15 protein-coding genes are annotated in these 12339 nt (G+C 57.8%); 14 read left to right on the top strand and 1 reads right to left on the bottom strand.

Annotated elements, in window-relative coordinates; all coding sequences use genetic code 11:
* Window positions 1-5 precede the first annotated feature (5 nt).
* From B9Z39_RS13625 to hisF, 10 genes are read left to right on the top strand one after another with little or no spacing between them, the layout of a single operon-like run.
* Window positions 6-260 (top strand): BolA family protein, encoded by a 255-nt coding sequence (locus tag B9Z39_RS13625; protein ID WP_100147110.1) that lies wholly within the window; start codon window positions 6-8, stop codon window positions 258-260.
* A gap of 12 nt (window positions 261-272) precedes the next feature.
* Window positions 273-1550: a UDP-N-acetylglucosamine 1-carboxyvinyltransferase gene (murA, locus tag B9Z39_RS13630; RefSeq protein ID WP_108302061.1), complete on the top strand. Its 1278-nt coding sequence runs from the start codon at window positions 273-275 to the stop codon at window positions 1548-1550.
* 28 nt (window positions 1551-1578) lie between these two features.
* Entirely contained in the window at window positions 1579-2247 is a 669-nt protein-coding gene (hisG, locus tag B9Z39_RS13635) for an ATP phosphoribosyltransferase (RefSeq protein ID WP_100147243.1), read from the top strand.
* A 26-nt stretch (window positions 2248-2273) separates the two neighbouring features.
* Window positions 2274-3617: a histidinol dehydrogenase gene (gene hisD / locus B9Z39_RS13640; protein WP_108302062.1), complete on the top strand. Its 1344-nt coding sequence runs from the start codon at window positions 2274-2276 to the stop codon at window positions 3615-3617.
* 2 nt (window positions 3618-3619) lie between these two features.
* The gene (gene hisC, locus B9Z39_RS13645; RefSeq protein WP_108302063.1) at window positions 3620-4732 is read left to right on the top strand and encodes a histidinol-phosphate transaminase; all 1113 of its coding nucleotides are present in this window, start codon (window positions 3620-3622) and stop codon (window positions 4730-4732) included.
* A gap of 9 nt (window positions 4733-4741) precedes the next feature.
* A complete protein-coding gene (gene hisB, locus B9Z39_RS13650) occupies window positions 4742-5335 on the top strand; it encodes an imidazoleglycerol-phosphate dehydratase HisB (RefSeq protein ID WP_108302064.1) in 594 nt (197 codons plus the stop codon).
* Complete coding sequence (gene hisH / locus B9Z39_RS13655; protein ID WP_108302065.1) at window positions 5332-5982, top strand: imidazole glycerol phosphate synthase subunit HisH; 651 nt, start codon at window positions 5332-5334, stop codon at window positions 5980-5982. Before hisB ends, hisH begins: the two co-directional genes overlap by 4 nt.
* 40 nt (window positions 5983-6022) lie before the next feature.
* Window positions 6023-6763 (top strand): 1-(5-phosphoribosyl)-5-[(5-phosphoribosylamino)methylideneamino]imidazole-4-carboxamide isomerase, encoded by a 741-nt coding sequence (gene hisA / locus B9Z39_RS13660; RefSeq protein WP_108302080.1) that lies wholly within the window; start codon window positions 6023-6025, stop codon window positions 6761-6763.
* Window positions 6764-6806: 43 nt separating this feature from the next.
* A complete protein-coding gene (locus B9Z39_RS13665; RefSeq protein ID WP_108302066.1) occupies window positions 6807-7646 on the top strand; it encodes a D-hexose-6-phosphate mutarotase in 840 nt (279 codons plus the stop codon).
* A gap of 21 nt (window positions 7647-7667) precedes the next feature.
* On the top strand, window positions 7668-8468 hold the full coding sequence (gene hisF, locus B9Z39_RS13670; protein ID WP_108302067.1) for an imidazole glycerol phosphate synthase subunit HisF: 801 nt from the start codon (window positions 7668-7670) through the stop codon (window positions 8466-8468).
* Between the two features lie 15 nt (window positions 8469-8483).
* On the opposite strand, the gene B9Z39_RS16920 is transcribed toward hisF, so the two are convergent.
* Window positions 8484-8693: an integrase gene (locus B9Z39_RS16920; protein ID WP_146183336.1), complete on the bottom strand. Its 210-nt coding sequence runs from the start codon at window positions 8691-8693 to the stop codon at window positions 8484-8486.
* 136 nt (window positions 8694-8829) lie between these two features.
* Here B9Z39_RS16920 and B9Z39_RS13675 point away from each other — a divergent pair, with 136 nt between their 5' ends.
* From B9Z39_RS13675 to B9Z39_RS13695, 4 genes are all read left to right on the top strand, one after another.
* Window positions 8830-9180, top strand: coding sequence for a hypothetical protein (locus B9Z39_RS13675; protein WP_108302068.1), 351 nt, complete (start codon window positions 8830-8832; stop codon window positions 9178-9180).
* A 94-nt stretch (window positions 9181-9274) separates the two neighbouring features.
* Window positions 9275-9679: a hypothetical protein gene (locus tag B9Z39_RS13680; RefSeq protein ID WP_108302069.1), complete on the top strand. Its 405-nt coding sequence runs from the start codon at window positions 9275-9277 to the stop codon at window positions 9677-9679.
* Between the two features lie 337 nt (window positions 9680-10016).
* A complete protein-coding gene (locus B9Z39_RS13690; RefSeq protein WP_108302071.1) occupies window positions 10017-10961 on the top strand; it encodes an STM4504/CBY_0614 family protein in 945 nt (314 codons plus the stop codon).
* A gap of 145 nt (window positions 10962-11106) precedes the next feature.
* Window positions 11107-12024 (top strand): hypothetical protein, encoded by a 918-nt coding sequence (locus B9Z39_RS13695; RefSeq protein ID WP_108302072.1) that lies wholly within the window; start codon window positions 11107-11109, stop codon window positions 12022-12024.
* Window positions 12025-12339: the final 315 nt, after the last annotated feature.

Below are 12339 nucleotides of genomic sequence, written 5' to 3' on the forward strand. Positions count from 1 at the left end.
AGCACATGAACGCACAAGAACTTCAGGCATTGATTGCTGCCAACCTGCCCTGCGAACATCTGCGTGTTGATGGCGATGGTCGCCATTGGTACGCCACCTTGGTGTCGGCAGAGTTTGAGGGCAAGCGCCTGATTCAACGCCACCAGCGGGTGTATGCCACGCTGGGCCAAAAAATGCACACCGATGAGGTGCATGCCTTGTCGATGAAGACCTACACCCCCGCCGAGTGGCAAGCCCTGCCTGCTGCCGACCGCGCCTGAGCCCCCAACTGTATGGACAAATTATTGATTCGCGGTGGTCGCACCTTGAACGGCGAAGTGCTGATTTCGGGTGCCAAAAACGCTGCTTTGCCTGAGCTGTGCGCGGCCTTGCTGACCGATCAGCCCGTGCTGCTGGGCAATGTGCCGCAACTGCAAGACGTGGCCACCATGCTCAAGCTGATTCGCAACATGGGCGTCACGGCTGAGCGCGATGACGCAGGCGCGGTGCATTTGAATGCAGGAAGTTTGAACAACCCCGAAGCCCCGTATGAGTTGGTCAAAACCATGCGTGCCTCGGTGTTGACTCTGGGGCCTTTGCTGGCACGTTTTGGCCACGCCAAGGTGTCGCTGCCTGGTGGTTGTGCCATTGGGTCGCGTCCTGTGGATCAGCACATCAAGGGCTTGCAAGCCATGGGGGCCGACATTGAGGTGGCACATGGCTACATGTTGGCCAAGCTCAAGCCGGGTTTGACACGCCTGAAAGGCGCACGCATTGCCACCGACATGGTGACGGTCACGGGCACCGAAAACTTCCTGATGGCCGCTGCTTTGGCCGATGGTGAGACGGTGTTGGAAAACGCGGCCCAAGAGCCCGAAATTCCGGACTTGGCCGAAATGCTGATCGCCATGGGCGCCAAGATTGAAGGCCATGGCACCAGCCGTATCCACATTCAAGGTGTCGAACGTTTGAACGGCTGCCACCGCCAGGTGGTGGCCGACCGCATTGAAGCTGGCACCTTTTTGTGTGCGGTGGCGGCCACGGGGGGCGATGTGTTGTTGCGCCATGCCCGTGCCGACCATTTGGATGCGGTGATCGACAAACTGCGCGATGCAGGGGCCACCGTCACTGCCACCCCTGAGGGCATTCGCATTCAAGGCGCAGCCCCCGCGTTTGCGCACCTCAAGGCGCAAAACTTTCGCACCACCGAATACCCCGGTTTTCCCACCGACATGCAAGCCCAGTTCATGGTGCTCAATGCCATTGCACGGGGCGCATCGAAGGTGACCGAAACCATTTTTGAAAACCGCTTCATGCACGTCAACGAGTTGGTACGCCTGGGCGCGCACATCCAGATCGACGGCAAGGTGGCGGTGCTCGAAGGCGTGCCCCAGTTGTCGGGTGCCACCGTCATGGCCACCGACTTGCGGGCCTCGGCCTCGTTGGTGATTGCCGGCTTGGTGGCCGAGGGGGAAACCTTGGTGGATCGCATCTACCACCTCGACCGTGGCTACGACAAGATGGAAGCCAAGCTGCGCGCCATTGGCGCTGACATTGAACGAGTCAAATAATGGCCCCTACGCCATGAAAGCAAACGACATGATCACACTCGCGCTCTCCAAAGGCCGCATCTTTGACGAAACCATGCCGCTGCTCCAAGCCGCAGGCATTGAGGTGTTGGAAGACCCTGAAAAATCGCGCAAGCTGATCTTGCCCACCAACCACGCCAACGTGCGTGTGGTGCTGGTGCGTGCCTCTGATGTGCCCACCTACGTGCAATACGGTGGTGCCGACTTGGGCGTGACCGGTTTGGATACCCTGATCGAACACGGCGGTGGTTATGCCAACGGCGTGGCGGCCACGGGCCTGTACCAGCCACTGGACTTGCAAATTGCCAAGTGCCGCATGAGTGTGGCCGTGCGGGCTGACTTTGACTACGCGGCCCAGGTCAAGCAAGGCGCACGTCTGAAAGTGGCCACCAAATACACCGCGATTGCGCGTGACTTTTTTGCCTCCAAGGGTGTGCATGTGGACATGGTCAAGCTGTATGGCTCGATGGAGTTGGCGCCGCTCACCGGATTGGCCGATGCCATCGTCGACTTGGTGTCGACCGGCAACACGCTCAAGGCCAACCACTTGGTAGAGGTGGAGCGCATCATGGACATCAGCTCGCGCTTGGTGGTCAACCAAGCCGCCCTTAAATTGAAGCAAGCTGCCATTCGCCGCATCATCGATGCGTTCGAAGCCGCCTTGCCTACCGCCCGTTAACCCTCAACTTCTGACACCCACCTGCCATGGCACAACCGCTCCGTCTCTCGACCGCAAGCCCCACCTTTGAAGCCGATTTCAAAGCGCGCCTGCATTGGTCTGCCGACACCGACGCCGCCATTGAGCAACGTGTAGCCGACATCTTGGCCGATGTGCGCGCTCGAGGCGATGCCGCGGTGCTGGAATACACCGAGCGCTTCGATGGTTTGAAGGCCCAGAACATGGCCGCGCTGGAGTTGACGCAGGCCGAGCTCAAAGCCGCTTTCGACGGTTTGCCCAACGAGCAGCGTGACGCCTTGCAGGCAGCGGCGGCCCGGGTGCGCAGCTACCACGAGGCACAGCGCAAAGCCAGTGGCGAGAGCTGGAGCTACCGCGATGCCGATGGCACCTTGCTGGGTCAAAAAGTCACGCCGCTCGACCGCGTGGGCATTTACGTGCCGGGCGGCAAAGCCGCCTACCCCTCGAGCGTGTTGATGAACGCCATTCCCGCCCACGTGGCCGGGGTGGGCGAAATCATCATGGTGGTGCCCACGCCCGCCCGCGACAAACATGCAGCCAATGCTGCGCAGGGCGAACGCAACCCTCTGGTGCTGGCCGCGGCCTATGTGGCGGGGGTCAGTCGTGCCTTCACCATTGGCGGCGCGCAAGCGGTGGCGGCGCTGGCTTACGGCACAGCCACGGTGCCAGCGGTGGACAAAATCACCGGCCCTGGCAACGCTTATGTGGCGGCTGCCAAACGCCGTGTGTTTGGCACCGTGGGCATCGACATGATTGCGGGTCCCAGCGAAATTTTGGTGCTGGCCGATGGTTCCACCCCGCCTGATTGGGTGGCGATGGATTTGTTCAGCCAGGCCGAGCACGACGAGCTGGCGCAAAGCGTGCTGCTGTGCCCCGACGCGGCCTACATTGACCGTGTGCAAGCCGAGATCGAGCGTTTGCTGCCACAGATGCCACGACGCGACATCATCGAGAAATCGCTCAATGGCCGTGGGGTGTTGATCCACACCCGCAGCATGGAAGAGGCCTGTGCCATCAGCAACCGCATTGCGCCCGAGCACTTGGAAGTGTCGAGCCATGAACCGCACCGCTGGGAGCCGTTGCTCAAGCACGCGGGGGCCATCTTCTTGGGGGCCTACACCAGCGAGAGCCTGGGCGACTACTGTGCGGGCCCCAACCATGTGTTGCCCACCAGCGGCACCGCGCGTTTCAGCTCGCCGTTGGGGGTGTACGACTTTCAAAAGCGCAGCAGCCTGATTGAGGTGAGCGAGCAGGGTGCGCAGACGCTGGGCAAGATTGCCGCCGTGTTGGCGTATGGCGAAGGCTTGCAAGCCCACGCCATGGCCGCCGAGTTTCGTTTGAAGAAAGATTGAGCATGAGCACGCCATTGCGTTTCATCCGCCAAGATGTGCAGTCCATGCACGCCTATGCCATCCAGCACTCGGTGGGCATGGTCAAACTCGATGCGATGGAAAACCCGTTTTCCTTGTCGCCCGCCTTGCAGGCCGAGTTGGGCCAGCGCTTGGGGCAGGTGGCGATCAACCGTTACCCCGGGGCCCGCATCGACGACCTGAAGACGGCTCTGACCAGTTATGTGGGATTACCCCATGGTCACAGTTTGATGCTGGGCAACGGCTCGGACGAGTTGATCTCGCTCTTGGCCATGGCCTGCGATGTGCCAGGCGCCAAAATTTTGGCCCCAGAACCAGGCTTTGTGATGTATGCCATGAGTGCACAGTTGCAAGGCTTGTCCTACATCGGTGTGCCTTTGACCGTCGACTTTGAGTTGGACGAAGTGGCCATGTCGCGCGCGATTGCGCAGCACGAGCCGGCCATCGTGTACCTGGCCTACCCGAACAACCCCACGGCCAATTTGTGGGATGACGCGGTGATTCGTCGCCTCATTGCCCAAGTCGGCGCGTACGGTGGCCTGGTGGTCATGGACGAGGCTTACCAGCCGTTTTCGAGCCGCAGCTGGTTGGATGAAATCCGCCAGCACCCAGCGGCCAATGCGCATGTGTTGTTGATGCGCACCTTGTCCAAGTTCGGTTTGGCCGGCATCCGCTTGGGCTACATGGTGGGCCCCACGGCGCTGGTGCATGAAGTCGACAAACTGCGTCCGCCGTACAACGTGAGCGTGCTCAACGCCGAGTGCGCTTTGTTTGCGCTGGAGCATGCCGATGTGTTTGCGGTGCAGGCTGCCACCATCCGCGCGGAGCGCGAGCATTTGTTCAAAGCCTTGCAGCAGTTGCCGGGTGTCACAGCCTATGCCAGTGACGCCAACATGATGCTGGTGCGTTTTGCAGCGCCACAGGGCGACACAGACAGCGCCGCCAGCCACGTGTTTGCCGCGCTCAAAGCACGCCACGTGTTGGTCAAGAACGTTTCTAAAATGCATCCATTGCTGGCCAACTGCCTGCGCCTGACGGTGGGAACGCCGGATGAAAACGCACAGCTCCTGTCCGCCTTGACCTCTGCCCTTTCTTGAAAGCCCCGCATGACCGCCCGCACCGCTGAAGTCAGCCGCAACACTGCCGAGACCCGCATCACCGTCAAGGTCAACCTGGATGGCACGGGTCAGTCCAAGCTGTCCACTGGCATTGGTTTTTTTGACCACATGCTGGACCAAATTGCGCGTCATGGCTTGATCGATTTGGACATCCATGCCGAAGGTGATTTGCACATCGATGGTCACCACACGGTGGAAGACGTGGGCATCACCTTGGGCCAGGCGTTTGCCAAAGCCGTGGGCGACAAAAAAGGCATTCGCCGCTATGGCCATGCCTACGTGCCGCTCGATGAAGCCCTGAGCCGCGTGGTGGTGGACTTTTCAGGCCGTCCTGGCTTGGTGATGCATGTGCCGTTCAAGAGCGGCATGATTGGCAACTTCGACAGCCAGCTGGCGTTTGAGTTCTTCCAGGGCTTTGTGAACCACGCGTTCGTTACCTTGCACATTGACAACTTGCGTGGTGAGAACGCGCACCACCAGGCCGAGACAGTCTTCAAAGCGTTTGCCCGTGCCTTGCGTGCAGCCTTGGAGCTGGACCCCCGCTCGGTGGGCATGATTCCATCCACCAAGGGTTCGCTTTGAACAACAAAGTCGCAGTCGTGGATTACGGCATGGGCAACCTGCGCTCGGTGGCGCAGGCAGTGATGCACGCCGCTTCGGTGGTGGACCATGCCGAGGTGGTGGTCACATCCGACCCACAGGTGGTGCGCGATGCACACCGTGTGGTCTTGCCGGGCCAAGGTGCCATGCCCGATTGCATGCGCGAGTTGCGCGAGTCGGGCTTGATGGACGCCGTGCTGGATGCTGCGCACAAGAAGCCTTTGTTTGGCGTGTGCGTGGGCATGCAAATGCTGCTCGACCACAGCGCAGAAGGCGACACCCCAGGCCTGGGGTTGATTCCGGGTGAGGTGGTGAAGTTTGATTTGGCCGGGCGCACCCAGGCCGATGGCAGCCGCTTCAAAGTGCCGCAGATGGGCTGGAACCAGGTGTTGCAAACCCGAGCCCACCCCATGTGGCAAGACGTGCCCGACAACAGTTACTTCTATTTCGTGCACAGCTTTTATGCACGCCCCAAAGACTTGGCCCATTGCGCCGCGCAAACGGACTACGGTGATTTGTTCACCTGCGCCGTGTCACGCGATAATATTTTTGCGACACAATTTCACCCAGAAAAAAGTGCGACACATGGTTTGACCCTGTACCGCAATTTTCTGCACTGGACACCCTGATCTTTCACCTCACCGGGCCTGCTTGAAGCCCTTTGTCACCATGCTACTTATTCCTGCGATTGACCTCAAAGACGGACATTGCGTGCGCCTCAAACAAGGCGACATGGACCAGGCCACCACGTTTGGCGAAGACCCCGCGCAAATGGCGTTGAACTGGGTGGCCAAAGGTGCGCGACGTTTGCACCTGGTGGACTTGAACGGCGCGTTCGCGGGTAAACCGCAAAACAACCTGGCCATCAAAGCCATTTTGAAAGCCGTGGGCCAGGACATTCCGGTGCAGCTCGGGGGTGGCATCCGTGACTTGGACACGATTGAAAAATACATCGACGCGGGTTTGCGCTACGTCATCATTGGCACGGCTGCGGTGAAAAACCCAGGTTTCTTGCGCGATGCATGCAGTGCGTTTGGCGGCCACATCATCGTCGGGCTAGATGCCAAAGACGGCAAAGTCGCCACCGATGGCTGGAGCAAACTGACCGGCCACGAAGTGGCAGATCTGGGCAAGAAGTTTGAAGACTACGGTGTGGAGTCCATCATCTACACCGATATTGGGCGTGACGGCATGCTCAGCGGCATCAACATCGAAGCCACCGTCAAACTGGCACAGGCCCTGACCATTCCCGTCATCGCCTCCGGCGGTTTGTCCAACATGGCCGACATTGACCAGTTGTGCGCCGTGGAAGACGAAGGCGTGGAAGGCGTGATTTGTGGTCGTGCCATTTACAGCGGCGATTTGGATTTTGAACAAGCCCAAGCCCGCGCTGACGAGCTCAATGGCTAAGCACACCTGCGCGGGTTGCGCTGCCTACGCCTGAAGCCCCCGCATGTTGACCGCTACTCCTGAAGTTTTTCAAGGCCTGGATTGCCATCGCCTGACGCTGCCCTGCGGCGACAGCGTGTTGGTGGCCTTGCACGGTGCACACGTGCTGTCGTGGGTCAGCCAGGGGCGTGAGCGTTTGTTTCTGAGCCCTGCCAATCTGTGGGGTGGTCAGTCGGCCATCCGTGGTGGCGTACCGGTGTGCTTTCCACAATTCAACCAGCGCGGCACCTTGCCCAAGCATGGCTTTGCCCGCACCATGGCGTGGGCGTTGGCGGGTTCACGTGTCGATGACGCGCAGGCCCACATCGAGCTCGTGCTGAAAGCCAACGCGCACACACAAGCCCTGTGGCCCCATCAATTCCAGGTCCAACTGCGTGTTGCGTTGCAGCCGGGGCAACTGATGTTGCACTTGTCAGTGCACAACACCGACACCCAGCCCCTGAGCTTCACCGGTGCTTTGCACACCTACCTAGCGGTGGATGACATTGATTTGACCGATGTGACCGGTTTGCAGGGGCAAGCCGAATGGGATGCCGTGGCCGATGTGCATGGCGTGGCCGATGAGGCCCTGTACTTTGATGGCGAGTTTGACCGTGTGTACGCCGCCGCGCCTGGCCCGTTGCGCGTGCAAGATGGCAGTGGCGTGCTGTGCATCGAGCAAAGCCCTTCCTGGGGCCAATCGGTGGTTTGGAACCCCGGCCCCGAGAAATGCGCCACACTGGCGGACATGCCCCCTGACGGTTTCGCGCACATGCTGTGCGTGGAGGCGGCTCAGGTGTACGAGCCCATCGCTGTGCCTGCCGCTGGCCAATGGCTGGGCTGGCAACGTTTGACTGTTTCTTGAGAACTTACCTGCTGGACCCCTATGCTCGCTAAACGCATCATTCCTTGCCTTGACGTGACCGGTGGTCGCGTGGTCAAAGGCGTCAACTTTGTGGAGCTGCGTGATGCGGGAGATCCGGTGGAGATTGCCGCACGCTACAACGAGCAAGGCGCCGATGAGTTGACGTTTTTGGACATCACGGCCACCAGCGATGCGCGTGACGTCATCTTGCACATCATCGAAGCCGTGGCCAGCCAAGTGTTCATTCCGCTCACAGTGGGCGGTGGCGTGCGCACGGTGGACGATGTGCGCCGCTTGCTCAACGCCGGCGCCGACAAGGTGAGCTTCAACTCAGCCGCCATTGCCAACCCCCAAGTGATTCGTGATGCCTCAGCCAAATACGGTGCCCAGTGCATCGTGGTGGCCATTGATGCCAAGCGCCGCAACCCTGAAGAAGAACAACGTATGGGCGCCAACGGTTTGCCGATGGGCCCCGGTTGGGATGTGTTCAGCCATGGCGGGCGCAAAAATGTGGGCTTGGATGCGGTGGCTTGGGCCACCCAAATGGCCGAGCACGGGGCTGGCGAAATTTTGCTCACCAGCATGGACCGTGACGGCACCAAGTCTGGCTTTGACTTGGCCTTGACCCGCGCTGTGGCCGATGCCGTGTCGGTGCCTGTCATTGCCTCGGGTGGGGTGGGCAACCTGGACCACTTGGCCGATGGTGTGCAGCAAGGCGGTGCCGATGCGGTGCTGGCGGCCAGTATTTTTCACTACGGCGAATACACCGTGCAACAAGCCAAGCAACGCATGCGTGAGCGTGGCATTCCTGTGCGCTTGTGACGTTTGACGCCTTGCTCAAACGCTGAGCAAGGCATTCAAAGGGCTGGCCGTGCCGCTTGCCGATCTCATTTCCTTGGGGTGCCGCATGCTGCCTTGTTTTGAATTCCAAAGTACAAAAAAACTCACCAAATAAAGGTGGAAATTCTCTATTTTGAAACTATAGTGAAGGTAACGAATGCGTTCGTGCATCTGATCGAGCAGGCGCTTCGAAGCCAAAGGTGGCACGGCGACTTTCTTAGATTTGTTATGCCTTTACATAAACACAGTACCAAAGGGTAAGCCAATGATGTCAATCGTTTTTTTGTCCGCTGAGCGGCCATTTTGGTTGATTTGTCGGCTACATCAAAGTTAAGGCTCTCTAGTGATCCGTACTCTTGTCGTTCTGGTGGTCACCTTCGCAACCAATGCCGCGTTTGCGGCCGAACCTTCCTGCTCCTCGCACGCCGCCGACGTGGAAGGCCCCGAGGATAACTTTCGCCCACCTCTTGAGGTGAAGGTCATTGGGACGAAAGAGCTTTACTTTTACAGCGCTCCTAATGCCCGTTGCAAAATCAAGGGAGCGTTTGCAGTGCCTGGTAACACGCTCACTATGTACAAACAACACATGCGTTGGTCCAACGTCATGCTCATCGCCAAGAACGGCAATGACATAGTCGCGTGGGTGCCAAGTGACCGGCTAAAAATCGCAGGTCAGTATGGTCATAACCCCTGACATGGCGGTCGACCTCGCTCCCGTCGGTCGCTGGACGCTGCTCGATAAAGCCGCGCAGCGCCGGTTAGGTCTACGTTAGGTTCAAGGAGCACTTGTGCCTGAATTTAAGATTCTTGCCAATATCATTGACTTCATGGAGGCCGATGGCGTTACCGCAAAGGTAGTGACCTTCGCCGTGGACGAACAGTTCGCTGACCACATCAATTCAAAATACGGGACAAGCTATTCCGTCAGCGATCTGGAAAAGGCGGTAGATAGGTGTATCGCAAATGAGTGGATGGATCATCGATCATTAGGCGAGAAATACAAGTATCTCGGCATCACCACAAGGGGCGTTGGAGCTGCACGCTCAAGAGCAAGAGCCGAAGAAATCAAGGCATCACGTACCTGGCTTAAGAAGGCATCCGACTACATTGAAGATCACAAAGGCTTATTTGTGGTCCTCGGTTTCCTTGTCGCCCTCGCCACGTTTGCTTCTAAGTTTTTTGGGGTTAAGTAATGGAAGACAGAGAACTTCATATCACTCTGAAGTGCCTATTCTGTGGTTGCAACTTGAAGGGCGATACGGAGAAAAAATACGAATCAGGAGACATGCTCAAGTGCCAAGAATGTGGCGAGCTAAATGACTATGACTCTTTGATGGATGTCGCGGTCGAGGAAGGAAAGGCAGTTACAGCCGAATACGCTAAAGAAGAAATATCAAAAATGCTGAAAGGCATTTTCAAGTAGCTGTGGCACACATGAAGCCTAACTCTGCGGTCCACCGGACGCTGTGCGATAAAGCCGTGCGGCGCCGGTGACCTCCACGTTAGGCGTCATAACCCACCCCCATCAGCATGCGAATCACTGACCTCTTCTCTAAGCGTCAAGCAAAGCTTCGCGGCGAAGTGCCAGACGTATTCGTATACGACAAGATGCCACAGGAACTGCGCGTACAGGTGGTCCACATATTCAAAGACTACCTTGGTAACGAGACTGAGGTATATAGACGCAACGGCCTTGTGTCCGGTGCCTACGAGTTCATTGTCAATACTCTCTGCCGCGAGTACGGCATCTTCAAACTCCCCAGCGCGAGAGAATATGGGGACAGAGATTACGTCACCGAGTTGTTCAACTTCGTGCTCAGTGAGAAAAGCACCGAAAGGGTACTTGACGCCGTTGAACTGGGTAGCCGGATTATTGATGTCCACTCAAGAAAGTGGGAATACAGGCACCGTCAGGACGCAGCTGATGAAGCTGATGCAGCACTTGCTGAATTGAACGCCCGATTTCAGCAGCATGGCTTTGGATTCCGCTTCGAAACCGGAAACATCATTCGGATCGATTCGGAAGTAGTGCATGCAGAAGTAGTGAAACCTGCGCTGGCACTTCTACACGACACGAAGTACAGGGGAGCGGAGGCGGAATTTCACAAAGCCTTTGAACACCATCGCCATGGCAGGACAAAAGAAGCGTTAGCCGATTGTTTGAAGTCGTTGGAAAGCACGATGAAGGCAGTTGCGGCTCATCGAAAGTGGAAGCATGACCCACACGCCACCGCGAAGCCGCTGCTTGATCTCATGTTTGAAAAGCAGCTGATTCCACAGCTATGGTCTCAGCACTTCTCGGGCTTGCGCGGAATGCTCGAAAGCGGTGTGCCGACAGCGAGGAACCGACTTGGTGGACATGGCCAAGGTCCTGAAGTCGTGACGGTTCCGCAGCACTTCGTGGCCTTTGCGCTGCACCAGACCGCCGCAGCAATAGTATTTCTTGCGAACGCGGAAGCCGCGCTGCCGCGATGACACCTAACCCCTCTCTCAATCGGAGCACCAACGGCGGGCCACCAGTGCCCGCCCGGTGGTACGCGCTACATTTTCACCGCCCGTGCGCTGGCGTCCCACCGTTGGTGCCCGGTTACCTCGAACGTTAGGCCCCACAGGAGACTCCATGCAAGACCGGATCGAAGAATCGAAGCACCGCATGAGCGTTCAGGAAGAACGGGAACGCTTTTTCGCTCGAGAGAGAGAGCTGCTGGAGTATCGAGAACTGATCGAGATGCAGCAGAAGGAGTTCGATGAGTATCGCAAGCGAACCCAGGAAGAACAGCTCAAGCGCGAAGTGAGCTTCCGCCAAGAGCTGGAACAACGGGAGCACATGTTTGCTGAGCGCGAAAAGAAACTCATGGCAAGACAGAGAGAGTTCGAAGATCACCTGACTCGCCGGCAAATCGAAACGGAGGCTCTAAGAGATCGCCTGCAACGCGAGATTGCAGAACGCGAAGCCCAACTTCACGCCGCGATGGTGAATCTCACTCAAGAGAAAGAGAGATACAACGAGGAGAGCCGTAAGAAAATCGAGAAGACTTCCAAGGACTATGTTGCTGACGCCCTACAAACTCTTGCAAATAAGGAGACTGAGTTTCACTCGATTTCGAAACGATGGAGCGTCGTTGGAGCGCTCGGTCTTGTTGCCGCAATTGGATTTCTGGGTTATCTAACCTTCAGCACAGCAATCACAATGCCGACGCAAGTTACTTGGGAGTTCATAGTCTTTTCAGCACTCAAGGGCTTCATCGTGGCCGCACTACTTGCTGGGCTAGCAAAGTATGCGTTTCTGTTCAGCAGGTCCTACATGCAGGAGGCCTTAAAGAACGCGGACCGACGGCATGCAATCAACTTTGGCAAGTTCTATTTGGAGTCGTACGGCGCCGCAGCTGACTGGGGGCAAGTGAAGGAAGCGTTTGAACACTGGAATATTACCGGGACAAACGCGTTTACTCAGCCTGAGCCGACGAGTCTGGACCTAACGGCACTGGAAAGGGCTGCAAATCTTGTCGAACGAGCGCGCAGTTCATTGCCGAAGTAACGTGACGCGATTGGGGCCTAACCCTTCCATCGAGCGGACAGCCACCGGCAAGCCGGCGTCTGCCGCTCATGTCAAACTACAAGGGCTTTCCACCTTTGTCAAACAGAAATCCATCGTGGTTGAATCGCGCAGCGATTGACCACGAAACTTGATATCACTTCTTTCCTGCATCACTGTGTGCTTTTATCGTGAGCGTCCGGTCTTCCCACCTATTTTGTGGGCGAGTGTTCACACGGTCGGACTTGCGGGCTTCCAGCAGTGCGGAAGTAACTCTTCGATGCGGGCATTTGGGTGGCTGTGGATGCGAGCCAACAC

The sequence above is a fragment of the Limnohabitans sp. JirII-29 genome, assembly GCF_003063395.1.
Lineage (GTDB): Bacteria > Pseudomonadota > Gammaproteobacteria > Burkholderiales > Burkholderiaceae_C > Limnohabitans.

Bases quoted from the DNA above. Each gene is read 5' to 3' on its own strand.
- hisD (WP_108302062.1), top strand. From the start codon at position 2,274: ATGGCACAACCGCTCCGTCTCTCGACCGCAAGCCCCACCTTTGAAGCC.
- hisC (WP_108302063.1), top strand. From the start codon at position 3,620: ATGAGCACGCCATTGCGTTTCATCCGCCAAGATGTGCAGTCCATGCAC.
- hisB (WP_108302064.1), top strand. From the start codon at position 4,742: ATGACCGCCCGCACCGCTGAAGTCAGCCGCAACACTGCCGAGACCCGC.
- hisA (WP_108302080.1), top strand. From the start codon at position 6,023: ATGCTACTTATTCCTGCGATTGACCTCAAAGACGGACATTGCGTGCGC.
- B9Z39_RS13665 (WP_108302066.1), top strand. From the start codon at position 6,807: ATGTTGACCGCTACTCCTGAAGTTTTTCAAGGCCTGGATTGCCATCGC.
- murA (WP_108302061.1), top strand. From the start codon at position 273: ATGGACAAATTATTGATTCGCGGTGGTCGCACCTTGAACGGCGAAGTG.
- hisG (WP_100147243.1), top strand. From the start codon at position 1,579: ATGATCACACTCGCGCTCTCCAAAGGCCGCATCTTTGACGAAACCATG.
- B9Z39_RS13625 (WP_100147110.1), top strand. From the start codon at position 6: ATGAACGCACAAGAACTTCAGGCATTGATTGCTGCCAACCTGCCCTGC.
- B9Z39_RS13690 (WP_108302071.1), top strand. From the start codon at position 10,017: ATGCGAATCACTGACCTCTTCTCTAAGCGTCAAGCAAAGCTTCGCGGC.
- hisF (WP_108302067.1), top strand. From the start codon at position 7,668: ATGCTCGCTAAACGCATCATTCCTTGCCTTGACGTGACCGGTGGTCGC.
- B9Z39_RS13695 (WP_108302072.1), top strand. From the start codon at position 11,107: ATGCAAGACCGGATCGAAGAATCGAAGCACCGCATGAGCGTTCAGGAA.